We start from the raw sequence: 21,881 nt of genomic DNA on the forward strand, positions 1-21,881 counted from the left end.
CCCAAGGGGTTCCATGAGGAAGCACACAGCAGCGACAGGGCTCGCCGTGCTCGTGGTGTCGGCGGCTGCCGTCACGCCGACCGGCGTGGCGACCGCCGCCGACGAGGTGCTGCGGTGCGACACCGCCGTCTCCGTCTTCGCCGCCGCACCGGACGGCACGTTGCGGCTCTACCAGCACGACGAGCCCGAACTGGGCGAGCACCTGCGCGCCGGCTCCTCGATGATCGGTGGCGGGTGGACGGTGCCCATGGCGGTCGGCCAGGACGGGTACGTCTACCAGGTGCTCGACGGCGGCAACCTGCACCGCTTCCGCTGGACGGGGAGCGACTGGGAGCGGCCGGGGGGCGGCTGGTCGGTCAGGATCGCCGAGGACTGGGACGACTGGACGTCCGTCGTTTCGCGCAAGCGGGTGGCGGTCGACTCGAACGGGAACTTCTTCAAGTTCACCGCCAGCGGCGAGCTGACCTGGGAGCGGTACGACGGGACGGCCTGGACCCGGCGCGTGCTGGAGACCGGGGCGGCGAACCGGTACGACATGGTGGTCGCGGCCGGGGACGGGGTGTTCTACGTGCGCGACCCCCACGTGCTCAACGGGGTGTTCTACCGCTACGAGTACCACGCCGCCTCGCAACGCCTCCTCAAGGCGAGGGAGCTGGTGGCGGACAGCGGTGACGCGAACCTGCTCGACTCCGCGTTCTCCGCAGGTGGCGACGTGCTGTACGGCGTCGAGGGCACGTGGCTGTGGTGGTACCGCTACGACCCCGCCACCGGCGGCTTCGCGCCGCGCCGCCTGGTCGATACCGGCATCACGCCCGGCACGCAGTACGGCGCGACGACGGACGCCTGCGAACTCCTCGGCCGCGCCGCGCCCGCCCGGCCGGTCGTGCCGGTGCGCGAGAACCAGCCGAACACGGCCGTAGTCACCACCGACGGGCTGGTCGACTACTTCTACGTCAACGCGGCGGGCAACCTGACGTCGGCCAAGCAGCGCTACGCCGGCGACTTCTCGCTGCTCACCTACCAGTCGTTCGACGACACGACGCCGCGCACGGGCGTCCCCGGCGCGGGGCTGCGGGCGGACGGGCGGGTCGAGGTGCTGGCCAACAGCCCCGACGACGCGGTGCTGCGCGGCAAGTCCCAGGCCGTGCGCAACGGCGTCTGGGGCACGGAGAAGACGGTGCACGACGGCTGGCTCGTCGGCGACCCGGTGGTGGTCGCGGACTCGGCCGGTGTCCTGGCGGTCTTCGGCGTCGATGCGCAGGGCGCGCTGTGGCGGCGGCCGCAGGCGGCCCCGAACGGCGCGTTCCTGCCGTGGCAGCGGATCGGCACGCCCGGCGCCACCGCCGACTTCACCGCCGTGCGCAACGGGGCGGCGGTCGACGTGGTGGCGCGCTTCGCCGACGGCTCGGTCCGGGTGGCGCGGTTCGCGGACGGCTCGCTCGGCGCGTGGCGCGTGATCGGCGGCGGCTCGGACGTGGTGGGCAGGCCGGCGGTCGTGGCGCACGGGGACGGCACGCTCCAGGTCGCCGTCCGGCGCGCCGACGGCGGTGTCCACACCCAGCGCGAGGCGGCGGGCGCGTTCCCCGGCACGTGGCAGCGCGTCGGCGACGCGGTCGCGGACGGCTCCCCCGCCCTCGCCCTGGGCGCGGACGGCATGGTGCACGCGGCCGTCCGGGTGGACGACCTGGTGTGGCGGACGAGCCAGCTCGCCCCGGCGGGTCCGTTCGGCCCGTGGACGGCGGTCCTCTTCGACGACACCGCGACCGATCCGAACGGGTACACGCTGCCCGGTGGCGGCCCGGCCTTCGCGTGGCGCACGCCGGCCGGTCTGGTGGCGACCCTCTACACGGCGCCCGCGACGAGCCGGTCGGCGACCACGGCGTTCACCGGCGCGGTGGGGGTGGGCTGAGGTGTTCGGCAGCAGGACGCGACAGGTGGCCGCGCTGGTGGCCGCGGTGCTGGTGACGACCGCGGCCCCGGCGCCCGCCGAACCGGCCCGCACCACGCTCGGCTTCGTCGCCCACCAGGACGACGACCTGCTGTTCATGAACCCCGACATCCTGTCCGACGTGCAGGCCGGGCACGCGGTGTGGGTCGTGTACCTCACGGCCGGCGAGCTGCCGTGCGACGAGGGGTTCCCGGCCTGCGGCATGGCCTACGCGGACATGCGGGTGCACGGTGAGCGGGCCGCGTACGCCCGCGCCGCGAAGGTGCCGAACCGGTGGGTGTACGAGGCGATGTGGTTCAACGGCCACGAGGTGCCCACCAACCGGCTGGAGGGCACGGACGTCCGGCTGGTCTTCACCTTCGTCCACGCCGCCGGCGGCAGCGACCAGTGCGGCGACCTGTACCGGCTGGCGCACCAGCCGGGCTTCGTGGCCAGGCCGATCGACGGGCGCGCCGCCTACACCAGGGCGTCGTTCGTCGAGATGCTCCGCGACGTCATCCACACGGCCGGGCCCGACCTGATCAGGTCGCAGAGCAGCATCGGCCACCGGCAGCCCGACCCGGATCACGTCGACCACGTGGCCGGCGCGGTCCTCGCCGCCGAGGCCGACACGGACGCGGCCGGGAACACGCTGGTCCGGCGGGACGAGTACGACGGCTACGTGATCAGGCAGTACCCCGACAACGTGGCCGGGTACTGGCGCGACGAGAAGACGGCCGTGTGGGACCGGTACTGGCCGCACGACCCCGCGCTCGGACCGGACAGCTGGCGCGAGGTGATGGGCCGGCAGTACAGCCCTGACGGGAGGGTCTTCCACCCCGGCGTGCCGTGGGTGCCGCCGGGCGACATCCGGTGCTGACCGCCGGACGGCGTCCGCCACCGAGCCGGGAGACCTGACCACCGGACGACGGGACTCTGACCACCGGACATCGTTGACACCCCGGGCGGGACCGTGCCAGCGTGAGCGGGCGTGGTCCCGCCGCCACGCCGTGACAACGTTGTCAGGAGGCCCCTGCGCATGTCCCCTCCCCGCAAGACCCGCGTGACCAGCCCGTTCCTGGTCGCCCTGCTCGCCACCGGGCTGGTGACCGCCACCCCCGTCGCGGCCCAGGCCCAGGCACAGGCGCCGGAGGACCCGACCACGCTGGTCAACCCGTTCGTCGGCACGCAGAACTTCGGGAACACGTTCCCCGGGGCCAGCGCGCCGTTCGGCATGGTCCAGGTCAGCCCGGACACCGGCGGTCAGGGCGGGTACGACTACCTCCAGAACCAGATCCACGGCTTCAGCCAGACGCACCTCTCCGGCGTCGGCTGCGGCGTCATGGGCGAACTGCCGGTCATGCCGACCACGGGTCCGGTGGACAACGTTGACACCAACGGCTACCGGTCGCCCTACTCGCACGACGACGAGGAGGCGAGCCCCGGCTACTACCGCGTCGGCCTGTCCCGCTACGGCGTCCAGGCCGAGCTGACGGCGACCGAGCGGACCGGCTGGCAGCGCTACTCGTTCCCGGCGACGAGCGCGGCGAACGTGCTGTTCAACACCGGCAAGGCCAACCAGCAGGTGCTCGACTCGGAGATCCACGTCGTCGACGACCGCACGGTCGAGGGACGGGTGAAGGCCGGCCGGTTCTGCGCGGGCCACGACGAGCACACCGTGTACTTCACGGCCACGTTCGACCGCCCGTTCGCGAGCTTCGGCACCTGGCGCGGCAGCACGCCGGCACCGGGTGTGCCGGACGCCGCGGGCACGGGCGGCAACGGCGCGTGGGTCACCTTCGACGCCACCGCCGACCGGGACGTCGTGCTCAAGGTGGGCCTGTCCTACACGGGCCCGGAGGGCGCGCGGAAGAACCTCGCGGCAGAGACCGCCGAGTCCTACGACTTCGACGCCACCCGCGCGGCCCTGCACGCGAAGTGGGTCGAGAAGCTGAGCGCCATCACGATCGGCGGCGGCACGCCCGAGCGCCGCACGGCGTTCTACACGTCGCTGTACCACTCGCTGCTGCACCCGAACCTGGCCGGCGACGTGGACGGCCGCTACACCGGGTTCGACGGGGCGCAGCACGTGGCGGAGGGCTACACGCCGTACCAGAACCTGTCGCTGTGGGACACCTACCGGCCGCAGAACCAACTGCTGGAACTGCTGGAGCCTCAGGTCGCGCGGGACGTCGCGCTGTCGGTGGTGGCCAGTGGCCGCGACGGCGGGTGGCTGCCCCGGTGGGCGCTGGCCAACAGCGAGACCAACATCATGACCGGTGACCCGGTGACCCCGTTCCTGGTCGAGGCGTGGTCCAAGGGCCTCCTGCGAGGCCACGAGCAAGAGGCGTACGCGCTGCTCAAGCGCAACGCCACCGAGGTGCCGCCCGCCGGCTCGCCGTACAACGGCCGGTCGGGCCAGCAGCACTACGCCGAGCGCGGTTACCTCCCGTCGGGCTTGGTCCTGGGCACGGACTGCGCGCACAAGGGCGGCGACAACGACTGCGTGCACCCGGCGTCGGCGACGCTGGAGTACGCGGCGGCCGACGCGTCGCTCGCGCTGATGGCCAAGGGCCTCGGGCACGACGCGGACGCGAAGCTGTTCGCCGCGCGCGGCCAGTGGTACCGCAACCTGTGGGACGGCGAGCACTTCCGCCCGCGCACGGCCGAGGGCACGTGGGTGACGCCGTACAACCCGGTGGACGCCGGGCACCAGTTCCACGAGGGCGGCGCGTACCAGTACCAGTGGCTGGTGCCGCAGGACCCGAACGGGCTGGTCGAGCTGATGGGCGGGCGCGAGGCCACCGAGCGGCGGCTGGACGACTTCTTCGTCTACGACAAGCTGCTGACCGACCCGGCGGGCACGGTGCGCACCGACTGGATCACGCAGCCCTACGACTACTACGGCAAGCCGACGTACAACCCGAACAACGAGCCGGACCTGCTGGCGCCGTACTTCTACGCGTCGGTCGGCGCGCCCGCGAAGACGGCGACCGTGGTGCGGGCGGCGATGACCCTGTTCACCACCGGCCCGGACGGCATGACCGGCAACGACGACCTGGGCACGATGTCCGCCTGGTACGTGTTCTCCTCGCTCGGGCTGTACCCGACGATGAGCGGCGGCGACTTCCTGTCCGTGTCCAGCCCGCAGTTCCCCTCCGCGACCGTCCGCACCGGACAGGGCCGGGTGCTGGAGATCAGCGCGCCCGGCGCGAGCGACGCGAACCGGTACGTGCAGCGGGTCTCGCTCAACGGCCGCGACGTCCGCACCACGTGGCTGCGCTGGGACGACGTGGTGCGCGGCGGCACGCTGGCGCACCGGCTGGGCACGTCCCCGTCGGACTGGGGCACCCGGCCCGGCGCGGAGCCGCCCTCGGTGAACCGGGCCCGCCCGGACGACCGCAGGCACGTCGACGCGGGGCTGCGGGAGTCCTCGGCGGTGGTGCCGGCCGCGACGGCCGCGCAGACCGTGGCGCTCACCCTGGACGTGCTGGCGCAGGCGCCCGGCGCGGTGCCGGTGACCGTGTCGCCGACCGCGCCGGCGGGGTGGCGGGTGGTCGCGTCGCCGAGGTCGCCGCTGGTGATCCGGTCGAACCGGGCCCCCGTCCAGCGCACGGTCGCGCTGACCGTGACGGTGCCCGGTGGCACACCGGTGGGCACCTACCCCGTGAGCGTCGCCGTGCGCGGGCCGAACGCGGTGACCCGGGACGCCGTCGTGGAGGTCCGCGCGGCGGCCGAGTGCGCCGCCGTGGTCTCCGGGCAGTGCGCGGTGGACCTCGCGCGGGAGCTGAACCACGACGGCACGGCCACCGTCGGGCAGTCGGCGCAGGGCGACTTCGACGGCAGCGGCTGGAGCTACGACGCCGCGCTGCTGCCCACCGGCACGGTCACGTGGGGCGGCACCGCGTTCGCCGCGCCCGACGCGTCGGGGACCTCGCCGAACTTCGTGGAGGCGCGCGGCCAGGCCCTGCTGCTGCCCACCGGGTCCTACCAGGCCCTGCGGTGGGTGGCGTCGTCGCACAACGGCCCGGTGACCGCCGGGGTGCTCGTGCGCTACGCCGACGGCAGCACCGCGCAGGTGCCGGTGACCGTGGCGGACTGGGCGGGTTCGGGTGGCGCGGTCGCGCTCGACATGCCGCACCGGATCAAGGCGGGGCAGGGCGTGGACGGCCCGCCGGTGCGCCTGTTCACCGGCTCCGTGCCGTTGGACCCGGCGAAGGTGGTGCACTCGGTGACGCTGCCCGACGACCCGCGGGTCGAGTTCTACGCGTTGACGCTGGTGTGACCGGAGGGGCGGCCGGTCGGACCGGCCGCCCCTCCCCCGGTCGGCGGGCGCGCCAGGACAGGGCGCGTCAGGACAGGGCCCGGAACACCATCGGCCGGGTGGACACCGGCTTGTACTGGTCCACGACGTTCTCGTTGGCGCCCCACCAGTGCCCGGTCGGCACGTCGGCGGCGGTGGTGCTGATGAAGATCCAGCCGCGGCCGACGCCGCTGTACTCGGTGGTTCCGTCCGCGCGGGTGTCGGGGTAGGTCTGGTAGGGCGAGGACGTGTTCGTGCTCGCGACGCCGTGCGGGTTGCTGGTGCTGTCGATCACGCGCACGGCCCACTCCCGGGTGGCGGCGTCGCCGTCGCGGTCGTACAGGTGGGGTGCGGCGGTGACGATCGCGACGTGCCCGGTCGCGTCGCCCGTGCCGCCCGCCGAGTCGGTGTACTTGACGGCGATGACGTCGCCGGGGACCAGCGAGGACACCGTCGTCCTGGCGGTGAAGTGCGGCGCACCCGCGACGAACCCGTCGTAGTACTTCGCCGCCGTGGGGCTGGTGCTGCCGAACTCGGTGGTCAGGTAGCTGTCGGTGGCCCACGGGAAGGTGTGCTTGAGCGCCTGCGTCAGCAGGGCGGCGCACTTGGCCTTGCTCTCGTACGTCGTCGGGCTGCCGGGCGTGCCCCAGACGACGCTGGTGGCGACGTCGGCGTGGCCCTTCGCGCCCGGGTAGAAGTTGTACGCGTCCTGGGCGGGCCAGGACAGGGCGTTGAGGTTGTCCGCCAGTTCGGCGACCTCGGTGTGCAGGGTGGCCGACGTCGCCCGGGCCGGGCCGGCGGTGGCGAGCGCGGCGACCGCCGCGGTGACGACGGCCACCAGGACGCGGGACGTGCGCATGGGTGTCTCCTCTCGACGCGGTGCGGCGGCGGGGCTTGGTCGCCCGGCAGCCGGTGTTCCCGACAAGGGAGAGCCGGATCGGCGTGCCCTGATACCGAATGCGGATGAGATCCGGTTCACGCTGACGCCGCCGCCTGTGGCACTTTGGAGCGGTGACCGTGGACATCCGGGTGCTGGGCGAGGTGGGGGTGGTGGCCGACGGCCGCGCGCTCGACGTCGGCCCACCTCGGCAGCGGTGCGTGCTGGCGGCGCTCGCGGTGGACGCGGGCCGCGTCGTGCCGGTCGACCGGTTGGTGGCGCGGGTGTGGGGGGAGGCGCCGCCGTACCGGGCGCGGACGCTGCTCGTGGGGTACGTGTCGCGGCTGCGCCGGGTGCTCCGGTCCGGTGGCGCGGACGTCGTGCGGCAGGCGGGCGGGTACGCGCTCGTGGTCGAGGCGTCGGAGGTGGACCTGCACCGGTTCCGCGCGCGGCGGGCGCGGGCCAGGCGGCGGGACGACCGCACCGTGGCCGTGCTGCTGGCGGAGGCGGTGGCGCAGTGGCGTGGTCCGGCGCTGGAGGGGTTGCGCGGCGAGTGGGCGGACGCCGAGCGCGACCGGCTGCACCGGGAGCGGGAGGACGTCGAGCGGGAGCTGGCCGACGTCCGGTTGCGGCTGGGGCAGCGGTTCCGGCTCGGTTTCGGGCTCGACGGGGAGCTGGTGGCCGGGCCGCCCGAACCCGATCCCCGGCCGGCCGACGTGGACCTCTCCCCGCTGGACGAGGTGGGGTCGCGCCGCCTGGTCGACGCGCGCCTGCGCACGGCCCTGGCCGCCGACCGCGCGCTCGACCCGCACCGGCCGCCGGTGGACGCCGGACCGGCCGAGCAGGCCGAACCCGCCGAACCACCGTCCGACGCGCACGCCTGGTTCGCCGCCGAGCACGCCGTGCTGCTGGCCGCGCAACGCCTGGCCGTCGACCGGGGCTGGCACGAGCCGGCGTGGCGGCTCGCGTGGGCGATGGACACCTTCCACGCCCGGCGAGGCCACGACGCGGCGGACGACCTCGCCCGCACGCTGGCCCTGGCCGAACGCGTCGGCGACGACACCGCTCGGGCGCACCTGCACCTGGCGCTCGCCCGCACGTGGAACGACCGGGGTCACCCGGAGGTGGCGCTGGAGCACGCCACCGAGGCGCTGCAACGGGTCGGGTCGCCGTTGGCGCACGCGTACGCGCTCGTCGCGGTGGGGGTGGCCGAAGCCGGCGCGGGCCGCTTCGACCGCGCCCAGGTCCACTGCGAGGCCGCGCTGGCCCTGGCGCACGAGCACCCCGGCGTGGCGGCGGTGGCGCACGACGGGTTGGGCCGCACCGCCGACCTGGCCGGCGACCACGCCGCCGCCGTGCGCCACCACGAGCACGCCGCGTCGCTGCACCGCGACTCGTGCTGGGCGCCGGTCGCGCTGGAGCGCCTGGCGCACGCCCACCGCGCAGCCGGCCACCTGAACCAGGCGCGGGCGGCGTGGCGGAGGGCGGTCGACCTGTACCTGGCCCAGAGGAGCGAGCGGGACGCCCGGCGGGCGCGGCGGTGGTTGGCGGCGCTCGGCTGAGCGGGTACGGCGGTCAGCCGTGCTCACCGCCCTGAAGGGCGCCGGCGTCCCGCCCGGACGCCTTCCGGTCGCTGTGCCCGAGGTCGCGGTCGGGAGCGATCCGGTCGCGCACGAGCTGCTTGAGCACGGCCATCTCCGGGAAACCGCCCTCCGCCTTGCGCGACCACAGCAGTTCGCCGTCCAACCGCACGTCGAACACCCCGCCGGTGCCGGGCACGAGGGCCACCTCGCCCAGCTCGGTCGTGAACGTCGTCAGCAACTCCTGCGCCGTCCACCCCGCGCGCAGCAACCACCGGCACTGCGTGCAGTACTCGACCTCGACCCGCGGCTGCCTCGTCGTCACGGAGCCACGCTACCGGCGGGCGGGTGCGGGGACCGCACCCGCCCGCGTGGTCAGCGCTTCCAGAACGGCCCGCGCCCGCGCGGCGCGGCCAGTGCTCCGAGCGTGGCCACCGCGTGCCGGAAGCGGCGGTCCAGCTCGGCGCGGTCGGTGGTGGGCGCGGCCAGTTCCGCGGCCAGGTCGCGCAGCGCGCGGACGGTGCCGGCCGGTTCGCCCTTCGCCTTCCAGGCCGGCTCGTGGCGGGTGATCGCCTCGTGCAGCCGGGCCAGGGCGGCGGCCCGGTCGGTCGCGACGCGCAGGGCCGCCAGTTCGTCGGCCGCGAACCGCGCCACGTCGGGCGTCGGAGGCACAGGGGGCGCGGCAGGAGCCGGAGGCGCCGGGGGCTTCGGGGCGGCGGCCCGGAGCTTGCGCGCGACGCCCGTCGGGGCGGCCATCATCGGGGCCGAGGCGGGCATCGGGGCGCCGGCCAACGGCATGGCGTCCGGCACGGCGCCGAACGCGGGAGCCGGGGCGCCGTAGCCGCCACCGGCGTAGGCTCCGCCGGCGGGGGCCGCCCAGCCGTCCGGCAGCTCGACGGGCTGGGTCACGCGGTGCAGCTCACCGGACTCGTCGACCACGCGCTGGTCCACCGCCACGAACGCGGTGAAGCGGGACAGCACGCCGAACGCCAGGGACGTCTCGACGATCCGCCGCTCCAGCGCGTCGCGGTCGACCGAGCCGACGACGTAGCGGTCCTCCAGGTCGCGGACCCGCGCTCGCGCCCACAGCGCCGACAGGCTCGGGTTGTCGCTCGGCACGGCGGTCACCCGCTGCCGCCAGCCGCCGTCGCCGACGGCCTCGACCGCACCGGACGCGGGACCGGTGAAGCGGCCGGTGACCACGACCGGCGCGCCGGGGAACAGGTCGGGCAGGGGAGCCGGGGCGAACGAGTCCGGGTCCACGGCCAGGCCGGCCGGGTGCAGCGCGAGCCCGGTGAGCACGGGCGCGCCGATGCGGCGGTGGATCTGCCGCATGGCCTCGTCCAGCCGGTCCTCGGACTCGACCAGCTCGAACCGGCCCGTCGGCCCCGCCAGCCGCCGGAGGAACGCCTCGTTCACGGCGCGGTCGATGCCCACGGTGTGCACGCGCACGCCCGCCAGTTCGGGACCGAGGTCGCGCAGCAGCCGGTCCTCGTCGCCGACCTGGCCGTCGGTCACCAGGACCAGCACCCGCTCCCGGTCGCCGGCCGCGCCGAGGGACCGGGCGGCGTCGCGCAGCGGCCCCAGCATCTCGGTGCCGCCGCGCGCGGTCAGGCCCGCCAGGAACTCCACGGCCCGGTAGCGGTTGCGGTCGGTGGCCTCGACGAGGCCGGAGCCCAACCCCGGCGCGGTGTCCACCGAGTTGTCGAACGCGAGGACGGTGAACCGGTCGGTGGTGTCGAGCGAGTCGACGATGCGGGCGGCGGCGCGGCGCGCGGCCACCATCTTCCAGCCGTTCATCGAGCCGGAGCGGTCCAGCACGAGGACGACGTCGCGACCGCGTGCCGCACCGGTCGCCGCGGGCGGCAGCACGGTGAGCGCGAACGTCCCGCCGTCGCCGTCGTCGTCGGGCCGCACGGCCAGGGACGTGCGGACCGCGTCGTCCCCGGCGAACCGCAGGCGCAGCAGGAAGTCCCGGTCCACCCGCGCGCCGGGCCGGACGCGGACCCGGAACCCGGTCGCGGTCTCCTCGGTGACGGTGGCGTGCAGCGTCGACGACGCGGTGGCGGGCGGCAGGCCGCCGGTGTCCACGTCGACCACGACCGACAGCCGCACGGGGTGCGCGAACCCGGGCAGCAGCACGGGCGGGCTGATCCGCGAGGCGTCCGGCACGGCGTCGGTGTCCGCGGCGGTGCCGTCGCCGACCTGGTCGCCGGGCAGCGGCGTGCCGGGGACGTAGCGGGGCGCGACGACGAGCGGCAGCCGGTAGGTGGCCGCGTCGTCCTCGTAGGCCAGCGTCCCGGCCAGGGTGAGGCGCACGGTGACCCGCTCCCCCGGCACGACGTTGCCGACGCGCGTGGTGAACACGCCCGGCCGCTCCTCCTCCGCGATGGCGGCCCTGCGGCCGGAGGTGATGGCCCGGTCGTAGTCGGCGCGGGCCTGGCCGCGCTCCTTCAGCACGCCCTCGACCACGCGGCCGTCGGCCTCCACGCGCAGCGCCGTCACCGCCGACCGGGAGGGCAGCGGGAAGACGTAGGTGGCTTCGAGCGGCACGTCGTGCGGGTTGTGGAACACCTGGGTGAGGACGGTGCGCGAGGCCAGGCCGGTGATCGCGGCCTCCACCTCGACCGCCTCCAGCGGCAGGTTGCCGCGTTCGGTGCGCAGGCAGCCGAGGCCGTCGTCCTCGGTGGGCTCCGGCGCGCCGCCGACGGCCTCGATGACCTCGATGCGGGTGCTCATCCCTTGTCCTCTCCGGTGGTCGGGGCCAGGCCCGTGCGGCCGAGCAGGTCGAGCAGCGGTGCGGCGGCGGCCTGGATGGCCGCCAGTTCGGTGGCGTCGGGCGCGCGGTCGGCGGCGTCGAGCACGACCGTGACGCCCGCGCCCAGGCGCAGCGCCTGGACGGGACGCGCGGTGGGCGGTTCCGCGGGCGGTCCGCCCGGGGGGTCGGTCCGGGCGGGGCGTTCCCGCCAGAACCCCTCCCGCCCGCGCCCCGGCGGCGCGGTTCCGCCCGCGGGCGGCCCGGCGGGTTCGGCCGGTCCCACCCGTTCCGCCACCCCGGCCAGTTCGGCCAGGTCGCGGTCGGAGGCACCGACCGTCATGCCCTGGATCTCGGCGAGCGTGCGCCCGGCCGCCTGGAGCTTCTTGACGGCGACGACCTGGAGCAGGTGGCGCCGCCCGTACAGCGCCGTCCGCCCCCGGAACCCCGCGGGCCGGTCGACCAGGCCGATGGTGGTGTACCACCGGATGGCCCGCCCGTTCGGCAGCTCCCGCACCCGGCCGTTGCGCTGCCCGTCGTAGTCCTCGGCCAGCAGCGCGGCGACCCGGTCCGGGAGCTGCTCGATGGTCCACAGCTCGTCGTCCACGACGCCATCGTGCACTGCAACACTGACACTGTCAATGTTGCAGTGTCAGTGTCGCGGCGTCGATGTGCGGCTCCGATGTGCGGGTGGCTCCACCCTCACCTGCCCAGCGCGTGGCGAACCCTGGTGACGGTGGCGTGCTCGTCCCGGCCCACGTGGCCGTCCGCGGTGGCCACCCGGCCGCACATGGCGACCACCGCCTCGGCGAAGGCGTCCGCTTCGGCGGCGGAGCGCGCGGTCAGGAGGGCCATCGAGTCGCGCAGCGCGGTGAGCACGCCGTGCTCGACGTCGGCCACGCTGCCCGCGGGCAGTTCGGGGGCACCGGAGTCGACCGCCGCGCGCACGGACGGCGGCAGGGCGGCCATGGCCCTGATGCCGGCGTGGCTCTCCTGGTCGAGCGAGCCCTCCTCCGCGACCGACACCAGCACCATGGCGCCGTAGACGGCGGTGCGGAGCGTGCGGCTTTCCCGGTCCGTGTACTCGATCATGTCCGTCACCCTAGATGCGGTCCCGCGCGGGCGGCCGGCGGTCGTCCCGGGATCGATCGGGACCACCACGTCCCGGTAGCGGGGAGCGGGGCGTGCCGCGCTGACCGGACTCCGCCGACCTGTTCGCCGCACCACCCGGGCCCGGCCGGGCCGGTTCGCTCGACGACCTCGTGGAACTCCTCCGGCTGCCGAAGGTCCGGCGGCGGTGGAACACCGACCTCGTGCCGACCGTCGTGCACGCGCTGCACCGCCATCACCCCCCGGGCTGCCGAGGGGCGCGCACCCACTGCCAACGCCGGGCTTCCCCCGGCGAGCGGCCCGGCGGACGTGACCGGTCCCGCGCGGCCGGCTGCCCGCTCGGGCAAATCCCGGACGCCGCGGCCGCCCCGGGCGCGGCTCAGGCGGCGACCACGTCCGCCACGACGCACACCACGTTGTCCGGGCCGCCGCCGGCGTTGGCCAGCTCGACCAGCCGCCGCGTGGCGTCGTCCGGGTGCGCGCTGCCGGCCAGCACGTCCCGCAGGTCGTCCTGCCGCACGACGGTGTGCAGGCCGTCGGTGCACAGCAGGTACCGGTCGCCGGGCAGCGCGTCGTGCAGCGCCAGGTCCGGCTCGACCTCGCGACCGGTCAAGGCGCGCACGAGCATCGCCCGCTGCGGGTGGGTGAGCGCCTCCTCCTCGGTGAGCCTGCCCTCCGCGATCAGCGACCGCACCACCGTGTGGTCGTGCGTGATGCGGAACAGCCCGCCGCCGCGCAGCAGGTACGCGCGCGCGTCGCCCACGTGCACCAGGCCCAGCCGCGAGCCGGACAGCACGAGCGCGGTGAGCGTCGTGCCGGTGCACCCGTCGACGGGGTCGGCCGACAGGTGGTCGCCGACGGCGTCCCCGGCCCGCCGCACGGCGTCGGACAGGGCGTTGAGCAGCTCCCCCGCCGGAACGGTGGTGTCCAGCGCCGCCAGGGCCGCGACGGCGGCCGTGCTGAGCGGTTCACCGCGGGCGCCGAAGCCGTCGGCCACGGCGAGCACGCGCTCGCCCGCGTAGCCCGCGTCCTGGTTGGACTCGCGCACGAGCCCTCGGTCCGTGCGCAGGGAGTAGCGCAGTGCGACGGTCATGGTGTCGTCCTCCCCGGACAGCTGGTCCGCGAGGAAGGTGGCCAGGTCGCGCCTGGCCGCGGTGTCCGCCTCGACCTCGGCCCAGTAGGCGCGGACCTCGCCGGCGGCCTCCGCCGGGTCGAGCGCGCACACGTGCCGGATGCGGGCCAGCGGCATGCCCAGCCGGCGCAGCCACGCCACCAGGCGGGCCCGGTCGAGCTGCTCCGGCGCGTACAGCCGGTAGCCCGACAGCGGGTCCACCCTGGCGGGCGTGAGCAGCCCCAGCTCGTCGTAGAGCCGCAGTGCCTTGGGCGACAGGCGGGTGGCCCGTGCGAACGCCCCGATCGTCAGCAGCTCCACGCCCCGCTCCTTCCTCGACCGGGCACGTCACCCGGTCGAGGACCACCGTGCGGCTTCCCCCGGGGTGAAGGTCAACCACCCGGTCAGACCCTCGGCAGCGCCTCCACCGGAGTCCAGTGCGCGTGCTTGCCGGCCCGGTCGTCACCGGAGGAGCGCCCGCGCAGCCTGCGGGTGAGCCAGGGCAGCACGTGCTCGCCGTAGTACCTGGCCTCGGCGAGCAGGCCGCGCCGGGTCGGCTGCTCGGGGTCGAGCGCCCGCGCCTCGGTGGTGTGGCCCAGCGCGGAGAGCACGAGCGAGGCCACCCGCTGGTGCCCCAGGGAGTTGAGGTGCAGGCGGTCCGGCGACCAGTAGGCGGCGCGGCGGATCTCCACGTCGTTGAACGCGTCGACGAACGTCAGCTCGTAGCGGGCGGCCAGTTCGGCGACGGCGGCCGTCAGCGCCACGCCGCGGCGGTGGACCACGCGGCCGAACGGCAGGCGCTCGGACGGGTCGGCGCCGCTGAGCAGCACCAGGCGCACGCCCGCGTCGACGCAGCGCCGCACGGCCCGTTCGGTCAGCTCGACCAGCTTCGACTCGTCGACGCCGGGCCGCATCATGTCGTTGCCGCCGCCGTTGAGGGTGATCATCGTGGGCGGCGGGTCGAGGGCGAGGGCCGCGTCGAGTTGCTCGTCGACGATCGGTCCGAGCAGCCTGCCCCGGATCGCCAGGTTGGCGTACTGCACCGTCTCGCCGCGCGCGGCGGCCAGCCCCGCGGCCACGAGGTCCGCCCACCCGCGCGACAGCCCGTCGGGCAGCTCGTCCCCGAGCCCTTCGGTGAAACTGTCGCCGATCGCCGCGTAGCGCACCGTCCCCGCCTCCCTGTAGACCACCCCGTCCAGCATATGAGGGGGTCTTCGGCATACCGACCGCAGCACGTCGACGCACCCCGCGGCAGCTCCTCGCAGCCGGCTGCCCGTCGCGCGGACCGACCGGTCCGGGCACCGCCGGTCGATCCACCCCGGCCCGATCGCGCCGGTCAGCGCACCCAGACCCGGCTGTAGAGGTGGTACTCGCGCGGTTTTCCTTCCCGGGGGTGGATGACCACGTAACCGATGTCGGCTTCGGAGGTCTTGACGCACGCGACTATCGCGTACGCGTCCAGCCCGCCGTCGCCGAAGCTGTCCGACCAGTCCTCCTTCCCGGTCGACGCGCAGTCGTTCTCGCCGGGCAGGAAATTCCCGGGGACCGGTTTGTCCTCGTCGCTGAACACCCCTTCCTCGATGCCGCCCTCGTTCCACTCCTCGGCACCGTGCTTGACGACTTTCGACACTCGACCGCCGCCGTACGGTTTGAGCTCACCCGTGAGGTGGTCATAAGCGATGTCGGGTGCGTTTCCTCCGAAATCAGCCTCCAAGTCGATCAGGGTGTCCGGGCCGGTTTCGTGCAGGTGCAGTTTCCTGATCGCGATCTGAGCGGGGCCGTGCACGTCGGTGGATCGCGGTTCGCCGGCGTCGGTGACCTTGATGGCGGAGCCGGGCGCCGCGTCGACGGTGATCCGGTTCCGGCTCACCTTCTGCAGGAACCGGCCGTCCATCTCCAGCTCCAGGGTGCGTCCACTGCTGATCTGGAACGCCTCGCACGTGCGCTGACCAGTGCCCTCTTGGCAGATGATCAGCTGGGTGACGTCGACGGCGTCGGGCGCCAACTCCTTCCCGTCCGGTTTGAGCGCCATGCCGGAACTCATCGTCACCGCGCCCAGCGGTGTCACCAGCTTGTGGGACACCTTGACCGAGAAGGCGCCGGTGGTCAGGTCGACGCCGAATTCGACCGGGGACAGCGGTGGCTGCCAGGCCAGGTTTCCCCCGATGACGAACTTCCGGCTCTCCTCGTCCGAGGTCGATCCGTCCGGCAAGCCCGCCAACGGGTGCGACCGCGGTGGCGGTGGGTCGGCGCACGCAGCCGACAGGATGGCGATTCCCGCAGCAATGAATGCGAATTTGATTCGCGACATGCGATGCCGCCTTTCCGGCGTGGAGTGCTGTCGTGCGCGAGAGGGTATCTCGGGTTCGACGGACTGACGAAAGCCGGGGCTATTCCCGCAATAGTGCGGCATTGACATCGGCATGGCCGGATGGCCGGGTTTCCACGTGCCCGGCAGCCGGTGCCCGGCCGCGGTGCGCCGGGCGTCGATCGTCCCCCGACCCGCGCGTCGATCCGCAGTGGCCACGTCCTCCGATCGGGCAGCGGAAGGCGGATCGACGGCGTGCCGGCCACGTCGACCGCCACCACCCGCCGTTCCCGCACGTGCCGGACGAGGACGGCGCGCCCCTGTCGACGAGCTCTGAGAATCCACTGTGGACGAGCGGGGAACCTGTCGGGTCCACACGGGACGCGTTCGGCGAAATCCCCCGTACGTGCGGTTTGCGGTCATCCCGGCGGATCACCGGGAACACCGCTCCCAGGAGTACCGCGATGGGAGATGAACCCGATGAAGACCCTGATCACCGTCGTCACAGCAGTGCTCGCCTGCACCACGGCGATCCCGGCAGCGGCACAGGTCGCGGCCGGGGAGATCGCCGCGTGCGGCACCTACGGGGCGGATCGCACCACCTCCCGCAGCGAGGCACAGGCCCGCGCGCAGTCCTGGATAGACGAACGGGCGGCCTACGGCCAGGGCCGCTGCCACTCCAACCGGTACGGCAGCTACCGGTCGGACTGCTCGGGGTTCGTGTCCATGGCGTGGGGCCTGGGAGTGTCGCGCAACACCTCCTCGCTCGGCGAGGTCTCGGTCCAGATCAACCGCGCCGACCTGCAACCGGGTGACGTGCTCAACCGCAGCTCGCACGCGGCGCTGTTCATCCGCTGGGCCGACGCGGCCCGCACCCAGCCCGTGGTGCGCGAGCACACCGGCCCGAACGGCGCGGCGCCCGTGGAGCGCACGTGGTCGGCGCAGACCGCGAGCGCCTACACGCCCATCCGCTACCGCAACATCGCCGAGGGGTAGCCACCGGTGAACGCCCCCGTGCCCGTCGAACCGGGGCCGGGGGCGGAACGCGCCCCGCGAAACCCTTTCGGGCAGATTCCGCCTTCCTGTCGTGATCGACAGCTCCCGCGCCCGGGAGCGGTAGGAGAGTGGTCGGGAGCACCGCTTCCCCCTGCCCTGGAAGGATCAGATGAAGCGACACCGATCACGGCTCGCCCTGCTGTGCGCCGCCGCCGCGCTCGTCGCGACCGGTCCGGCGATGGCGGACCCGGACGACCGGCCCCACCTCTACGAGGTGCACGCACCGCTCGGCACCGAGCAGACCCTGTTCGCCGGGGGCTTCGACGTGATGGAGCACCGGGACGGCGACAGCCTCTTCGTGCTGGGCGACTCGACCACCGGCGCCGCGCTCGAACGGGCCGGGTTCGCCGCCACCGCCGACCAGGTGCTGCCCGAGCCGCCCGGGCGGTTCGCGGCCACCGCCGACACGTTCCACGGCGGCTACCGCACCGTCGGCGCCCACCACCGGCACCTGGCGCAGGTCGCCCGCGAGCACCCCGACCTCGCCAGCGTCGTCGACTACGGCGACTCGTGGCTGAAGACCCAGGGCCGGGGCGGGCACGACCTGCTCGCCATCTGCGTCACCCGCAAGCGCCCCGGCGACTGCGCCCTCTCCCCCGACACCCCCAAGCCCCGCTTCTTCGTCATGGGCCAGCTCCACTCCCGCGAGCTGACCACCGGCGAGATCGCCTGGCGCTGGATCGACCACCTCGTCGACGGCACCGACCCGCAGGTGTCCGCACTGCTGGACACCACCGAGTTCTGGGTCGTGCCCGTCGCGAACCCCGACGGGGTGGAGAACGTCCAGCGGGGCGGCGACTCCCCGATCCCCCACCGCAAGAACGGCAACGACACCGACCACCAGGGCACCACCTGCGGCACGGCGTCCCACACCCACCACGGGGTCGACCTCAACCGCAACACCGGCTCCGACTGGGGCCTCCGGAACGCCTCCGAACGGCAGTGCGATCAGACCTACCGGGGCACCGCACCCGAGTCGGAGCCGGAGACCCGGGCGCTGGAAGCGCTGTGGCGCTCCCTGTACCACGACCGCCGCGCGGCCGACCCCGCCCAGCCCGCGCCCGCCGACACCGCGGGCCTGGTGCTGTCCCTGCACAGCTACGGCGACTACGTGCTGTTCCCGTGGAGCGGCGGCTCGCCCGACCGGCGCACCGGCAACGACGCCGCCCTGCGCGACCTCGCCCAGGGGATGGCCGAACTGGCGGGCCCCGGCTGGCGGTACGGGCAGTCCGGCCAGGTGCTCTACTCCGCGTCGGGCACCACCGACGACTGGGTCTACGACGACCTCGGCGTCGCCTCCTTCGTGTGGGAGGTGGGTCCGCCGCCGGAGCAGACGTGCGGCGGGTTCTTCCCCGCCCACTCGTGCCAGGACGGGTTCTTCTGGCCCAAGGCCCTGCCCATGCTGCTGCACGCGGCACGCCACACCGCCGCCCCCTACGCGCCGGCGCCCGAACCGCCGACCGCGTGCGCGCGGGCCGACGACACCGACGTCCCGGTGGTCACCCGCACCCCGCCGGTGACCGTGGCCACGACCGTCGCCGGCTGCGAGGGCAACGCCCGGTCCGCCTCGCGCGTCGACGTGCGCTTCAAGAACATGACGGCCTCCCTCGTCACCCTGGACCTGATCGCCCCGGACGGCACGGCCTACCGCCTCCAGCACCAACTCGCGAGCTCCCTGCCGGACCCCGGTGGCTCCTTCACCGTCGACCTGTCCCGCGAGACCCGTGACGGCACCTGGCAGCTCCGGGTGCACAACGTCATCTGGGTGGGCACGGGCGACCTCGACCGGTGGAGCCTGACGCTGTAGTCCCGCCGGGGTCCGCCGGCACCGGTTCGACGCGCGGGTCGGGTCGGCGCCCCGCGCGCCGCGCGGCGCGCCGGCCAGGGTCACCAGGAGACCGCCTCAGGGATGTCTAGGGGTCGCTCTGGGTGACACTCCGGATACGAGGGGTGCTCCTGATTGCCTAGCGTTGCCGGTATGCCGACGAACACCGACTCGCTCATCCAGATCCCCCGGCCGAGGCTGGTGACCTCGGCGGACGCGGCCGGTCTGCCCCCGCACACCGGACGGCACCCCGTCGGCGCCAGCGACCTGCGCCTGGTGGACCGCTCGCGGTCGGCGGGCGTGCCGCGCGAACTGGGCGTCACCGTCCACTACCCGACAGGTCCCGGGCGCGGTCCGCTCGCCCTCCCCGCGGTGCTGTTCTCGCCGGCGGCCGGGCGGTCCCGCGCCCGGGGCGCGGGACCGGCCGAGGACCTGGCCGGCCGGGGGTACGTCGTGGTCTCGGTCGAGCACCCGGACGAGCCGTTCGCGGGCGGGCGGGCTCCGTTCGCGGGGCACGGGGCACCGGCGGCGCTGCTCGCCGCGCGGGTCGCGGACCTCCGCTTCACGCTGGACCGGCTGGCGGACCTGACCGACCGGTTCCCGCTGGACCCGACGCGCGTGGGCGTGTTGGGGCACGCCGCCGGCGGCGTCGCCGCGGCCCGGACCGCGGCGGTCGACCCGCGCGTCGCCGCGGGCGCCGGCCTGGACGACGGCACCGCGTGCGCGCGCTCGGCCCGCAGCATCGCCGCCACGTGCCCGGACCGGCCGTTCCTGCTGGTGAGCGCCGGCACGTGCGACGGGAACGCCGACCTGTCGTGGCGCGTGCCCGGCACCCACGACCAGCTGCGCCACGTGCACGTCGGGGTCGACCCGCTGCGCGCGGTCGCGGCTCGGCGCACGTACCTGGCGGCGTTCTTCGACCGGCACCTCGCGGACTGACCACGACCGCGCACCGGCCCGCGCACCGGCCCGCGCACCAGGCCGGGAACAGGCGGGACGGTGGACCCGCGCTGCCGGCGTCAGCCGACCGGCGAGGTGGGCGGTGGCGCGGGTGCGCCTCACGACGAGCACCGGTCGTCGCGTGCCCGAACTCGGGTACGCGCTGGGCGCCGTGCCGGGCCGACGTGCCGGTGACCGCGCGGCTCGACGCGGTGCTCGCCGTGCTCCTGACTGCCTGCCACGCGCTGTCCCCGCCGCTGAGCGGCACCGGGAGCAGCGCTGAAATCCGGTGGCGTGCCCACCCCGGGACGCCCATGGTTGTCGCCATGACGTTCGACGAGCTGGTCGCCGAGGGCGAGTCCGTCCCGGTCGAGGGCTGGGACTTCTCCTGGTTCGAGGGCCGCGCCTCGGAGCAGCGCCCGTCGTGGGGCTACGCGAAGCTGCTGGCGGCACGCGCGGCCGAGGTCGACGCGGTGCTGGACGTGCAGACGGGCGGCGGCGAGGTGCTGGCGACGATCCCGCGCCCGCCGCGCCTGCTGGTGGCGACCGAGTCGTGGCCGCCGAACCTGTCCGTGGCGCAGCGCAACCTGGCCCCGCTGGGCGGCGTGGTCGTGCACGCGCCGGACGACGGACCGCTGCCGTTCGCCGACGCGACGTTCGACCTCGTGGTCGCCAGGCACCCGGTGCGGACGCCGTGGGACGAGGTCGGCCGGGTGCTGAAGCCGGGCGGCGCGTTCCTGTCCCAGCAGGTCGGGATGGGTTCGGTGCACGAGCTGGCGGACTTCGTCACGGGTCCCCGACCGGTGGGCGACGACCGCGCCCCCGACCGCGTGGCGGCGGAGGCGCGCGCGGCCGGCCTGACCGTGGTGGACCTGCGCCCGGAGACGCTGCGCGTGGAGTTCTTCGACGTCGCCGCCGTGGTCCACTTCCTGCGCAAGGTGATCTGGATCGTCCCGGGCTTCACCGTCGCCGCCTACGCGACCGCCTGGCGGCGATGCACGAGCACATCGCCCGCGAGGGCTCGTTCGTCGCCCACTCGACCCGGTTCCTGATCGAGACGCGGCGCTGACGCGGCGCCCGGCGCGCGACTGTCCGATGTGGATGGTGGGCGGGCGGGGCGCCCGCCCACCGCGTCGATCACGTCAGCAGGCGGACGGCGTCGATCGCGAGCCAGATGCCGAACAGGAAGAACAGGGCCGACGCGCCGTAGCGGATCGCCTTCTCCGGCAGGTTGCGGCCCAGGGCGCGCCCCACGACGATCGCCAGCGCGTCCGCCGCCACCATGCCCAGGGTCGAACCGACCCACACGCCGAACCAGCCGTGGTCCGTGGCCAGGGTGATGGTGGCGAGCATGGTCTTGTCACCCAGCTCGGCGAGGAAGAACGCGGTGCCGACGGCGATGATCGCGGACTTGGTCGCGCGCTGCGCCTTGGACCTCTCCTCGTCGGTGAGCGTGTCGCCGCGCAGCGTCCAGAACCCGAAGCCGATGAACGCCAGCGCCGCCACGAGGGCGATCCACCCGGTCGGCAGGGCCGCGCCCAGGCCGAACCCGATGGCCACCGAGGCGAGGTGCACGACGGCGGTGGCGAGGGTGATGCCGATCAGCACCGGCCACACCTTGAATCGGGTGGCGAACGTCAACGCCATGAGCTGCGACTTGTCGCCCAGCTCCGCGACGAAGATCACCCAGAACGACAGCGTCGTCCCGACCAGCACTGCATCCATTGAACCCGGTCCCTCATCCTGCGACCGGACCGGGACGCGACGTGGGCGACCTCGATCCGGCACGCGACTGTGCCTGGATCGAAGGTCTCGCCCGCCCCGGCGGACCGAGGCCGCCCGACCGGACCCGGAACGGGTCAGTGTGTCGATCGGGACGTTGGGGGCTACTCCCCTTCGCTTGCACCGCGAAGCCTAGTCGACGGGACCTCCCGGAACCAACCAGGTGTGGCCCCGCCCACGCGGCGTCCGGACCACGTCGACGACGGGTCGGCGTCGACGTCGGAACGGGGATCGGGTTCGATCGACCGCAGCCGCGCGGGACGCGGCGGCGCCCCGGGTTTTCCGGACGGTCCGGGTGGGCACGCTGG

16 protein-coding genes and 1 pseudogene are annotated in these 21,881 nt (G+C 74.5%); 8 read left to right on the forward strand and 9 right to left on the reverse strand.

Translation table 11 applies throughout. The features are described from left to right. Positions 1–13 precede the first annotated feature (13 nt). From J2S66_RS15565 to J2S66_RS15575, 3 genes are all read left to right on the forward strand, one after another. Positions 14–1,909: a tachylectin-related carbohydrate-binding protein gene (locus J2S66_RS15565; protein WP_310307774.1), complete on the forward strand. Its 1,896-nt coding sequence runs from the start codon at positions 14–16 to the stop codon at positions 1,907–1,909. Position 1,910: 1 nt separating this feature from the next. Then, positions 1,911–2,807 (forward strand): PIG-L family deacetylase, encoded by an 897-nt coding sequence (locus J2S66_RS15570; RefSeq protein WP_310307775.1) that lies wholly within the window; start codon positions 1,911–1,913, stop codon positions 2,805–2,807. Between the two features lie 159 nt (positions 2,808–2,966). Further along, positions 2,967–6,212 carry a GH92 family glycosyl hydrolase gene (locus J2S66_RS15575; protein ID WP_310307776.1) on the forward strand — a complete coding sequence of 1,082 codons (3,246 nt, stop codon included), beginning with the start codon at positions 2,967–2,969 and terminating at the stop codon, positions 6,210–6,212. A gap of 67 nt (positions 6,213–6,279) precedes the next feature. Here the strand turns inward: J2S66_RS15575 and J2S66_RS15580 are convergent, their stop codons facing one another. Further along, entirely contained in the window at positions 6,280–7,089 is an 810-nt protein-coding gene (locus tag J2S66_RS15580) for a hypothetical protein (RefSeq protein ID WP_310307777.1), read from the reverse strand. 152 nt (positions 7,090–7,241) lie between these two features. Between J2S66_RS15580 and J2S66_RS15585 the strand changes: the two genes are divergently transcribed. After that, entirely contained in the window at positions 7,242–8,669 is a 1,428-nt protein-coding gene (locus J2S66_RS15585) for an AfsR/SARP family transcriptional regulator (RefSeq protein ID WP_310307778.1), read from the forward strand. A gap of 13 nt (positions 8,670–8,682) precedes the next feature. Here J2S66_RS15585 and J2S66_RS15590 read toward each other — a convergent pair whose 3' ends face one another. From J2S66_RS15590 to J2S66_RS15620, 7 genes are all read right to left on the reverse strand, one after another. Continuing rightward, on the reverse strand, positions 8,683–9,012 hold the full coding sequence (locus J2S66_RS15590) for an Rdx family protein (protein WP_310307779.1): 330 nt from the start codon (positions 9,010–9,012) through the stop codon (positions 8,683–8,685). Between the two features lie 50 nt (positions 9,013–9,062). Further along, on the reverse strand, positions 9,063–11,426 hold the full coding sequence (locus J2S66_RS15595; RefSeq protein ID WP_310307780.1) for a VIT domain-containing protein: 2,364 nt from the start codon (positions 11,424–11,426) through the stop codon (positions 9,063–9,065). After that, positions 11,423–12,049 carry a MerR family transcriptional regulator gene (locus J2S66_RS15600; RefSeq protein ID WP_310307781.1) on the reverse strand — a complete coding sequence of 209 codons (627 nt, stop codon included), beginning with the start codon at positions 12,047–12,049 and terminating at the stop codon, positions 11,423–11,425. The genes J2S66_RS15595 and J2S66_RS15600 overlap by 4 nt, the downstream gene beginning before the upstream one ends. 95 nt (positions 12,050–12,144) lie before the next feature. Continuing rightward, positions 12,145–12,534 (reverse strand): hypothetical protein, encoded by a 390-nt coding sequence (locus tag J2S66_RS15605; protein WP_310307782.1) that lies wholly within the window; start codon positions 12,532–12,534, stop codon positions 12,145–12,147. 397 nt (positions 12,535–12,931) lie between these two features. Beyond that, positions 12,932–13,984 carry a MerR family transcriptional regulator gene (locus tag J2S66_RS15610; protein ID WP_310307783.1) on the reverse strand — a complete coding sequence of 351 codons (1,053 nt, stop codon included), beginning with the start codon at positions 13,982–13,984 and terminating at the stop codon, positions 12,932–12,934. An 83-nt stretch (positions 13,985–14,067) separates the two neighbouring features. After that, a complete protein-coding gene (locus tag J2S66_RS15615; protein ID WP_310307785.1) occupies positions 14,068–14,853 on the reverse strand; it encodes an SGNH/GDSL hydrolase family protein in 786 nt (261 codons plus the stop codon). A gap of 146 nt (positions 14,854–14,999) precedes the next feature. Further along, entirely contained in the window at positions 15,000–15,974 is a 975-nt protein-coding gene (locus J2S66_RS15620) for a hypothetical protein (protein ID WP_310307786.1), read from the reverse strand. A 477-nt stretch (positions 15,975–16,451) separates the two neighbouring features. Between J2S66_RS15620 and J2S66_RS15625 the strand changes: the two genes are divergently transcribed. From J2S66_RS15625 to J2S66_RS15640, 4 genes and pseudogenes are all read left to right on the forward strand, one after another. Further along, the gene (locus tag J2S66_RS15625) at positions 16,452–16,967 is read left to right on the forward strand and encodes an NlpC/P60 family protein (protein ID WP_310307788.1); all 516 of its coding nucleotides are present in this window, start codon (positions 16,452–16,454) and stop codon (positions 16,965–16,967) included. A 169-nt stretch (positions 16,968–17,136) separates the two neighbouring features. Continuing rightward, a complete protein-coding gene (locus J2S66_RS15630; protein ID WP_310307790.1) occupies positions 17,137–18,834 on the forward strand; it encodes a M14 family zinc carboxypeptidase in 1,698 nt (565 codons plus the stop codon). Between the two features lie 171 nt (positions 18,835–19,005). Beyond that, complete coding sequence (locus J2S66_RS15635; RefSeq protein ID WP_310307791.1) at positions 19,006–19,791, forward strand: alpha/beta hydrolase family protein; 786 nt, start codon at positions 19,006–19,008, stop codon at positions 19,789–19,791. 326 nt (positions 19,792–20,117) lie between these two features. Then, a pseudogene (locus J2S66_RS15640) lies at positions 20,118–20,860 on the forward strand (methyltransferase domain-containing protein). 68 nt (positions 20,861–20,928) lie between these two features. Here the strand turns inward: J2S66_RS15640 and J2S66_RS15645 are convergent. Beyond that, positions 20,929–21,516: a TMEM165/GDT1 family protein gene (locus tag J2S66_RS15645; RefSeq protein WP_310307792.1), complete on the reverse strand. Its 588-nt coding sequence runs from the start codon at positions 21,514–21,516 to the stop codon at positions 20,929–20,931. Positions 21,517–21,881 lie beyond the last annotated feature (365 nt).

The sequence above is a fragment of the Saccharothrix longispora genome (assembly GCF_031455225.1).
GTDB lineage: Bacteria > Actinomycetota > Actinomycetes > Mycobacteriales > Pseudonocardiaceae > Actinosynnema > Actinosynnema longispora.

What these genes read in the sequence shown, in the direction of transcription:
- J2S66_RS15625 (WP_310307788.1), top strand. Translation starts at nt 16,452, where the DNA reads ATGAAGACCCTGATCACCGTCGTCACAGCAGTGCTCGCCTGCACCACG.
- J2S66_RS15565 (WP_310307774.1), top strand. Translation starts at nt 14, where the DNA reads ATGAGGAAGCACACAGCAGCGACAGGGCTCGCCGTGCTCGTGGTGTCG.
- J2S66_RS15630 (WP_310307790.1), top strand. Translation starts at nt 17,137, where the DNA reads ATGAAGCGACACCGATCACGGCTCGCCCTGCTGTGCGCCGCCGCCGCG.
- J2S66_RS15605 (WP_310307782.1), bottom strand. Translation starts at nt 12,534, where the DNA reads ATGATCGAGTACACGGACCGGGAAAGCCGCACGCTCCGCACCGCCGTC.
- J2S66_RS15635 (WP_310307791.1), top strand. Translation starts at nt 19,006, where the DNA reads ATGCCGACGAACACCGACTCGCTCATCCAGATCCCCCGGCCGAGGCTG.
- J2S66_RS15575 (WP_310307776.1), top strand. Translation starts at nt 2,967, where the DNA reads ATGTCCCCTCCCCGCAAGACCCGCGTGACCAGCCCGTTCCTGGTCGCC.
- J2S66_RS15645 (WP_310307792.1), bottom strand. Translation starts at nt 21,516, where the DNA reads ATGGATGCAGTGCTGGTCGGGACGACGCTGTCGTTCTGGGTGATCTTC.
- J2S66_RS15595 (WP_310307780.1), bottom strand. Translation starts at nt 11,426, where the DNA reads ATGAGCACCCGCATCGAGGTCATCGAGGCCGTCGGCGGCGCGCCGGAG.
- J2S66_RS15580 (WP_310307777.1), bottom strand. Translation starts at nt 7,089, where the DNA reads ATGCGCACGTCCCGCGTCCTGGTGGCCGTCGTCACCGCGGCGGTCGCC.
- J2S66_RS15620 (WP_310307786.1), bottom strand. Translation starts at nt 15,974, where the DNA reads ATGTCGCGAATCAAATTCGCATTCATTGCTGCGGGAATCGCCATCCTG.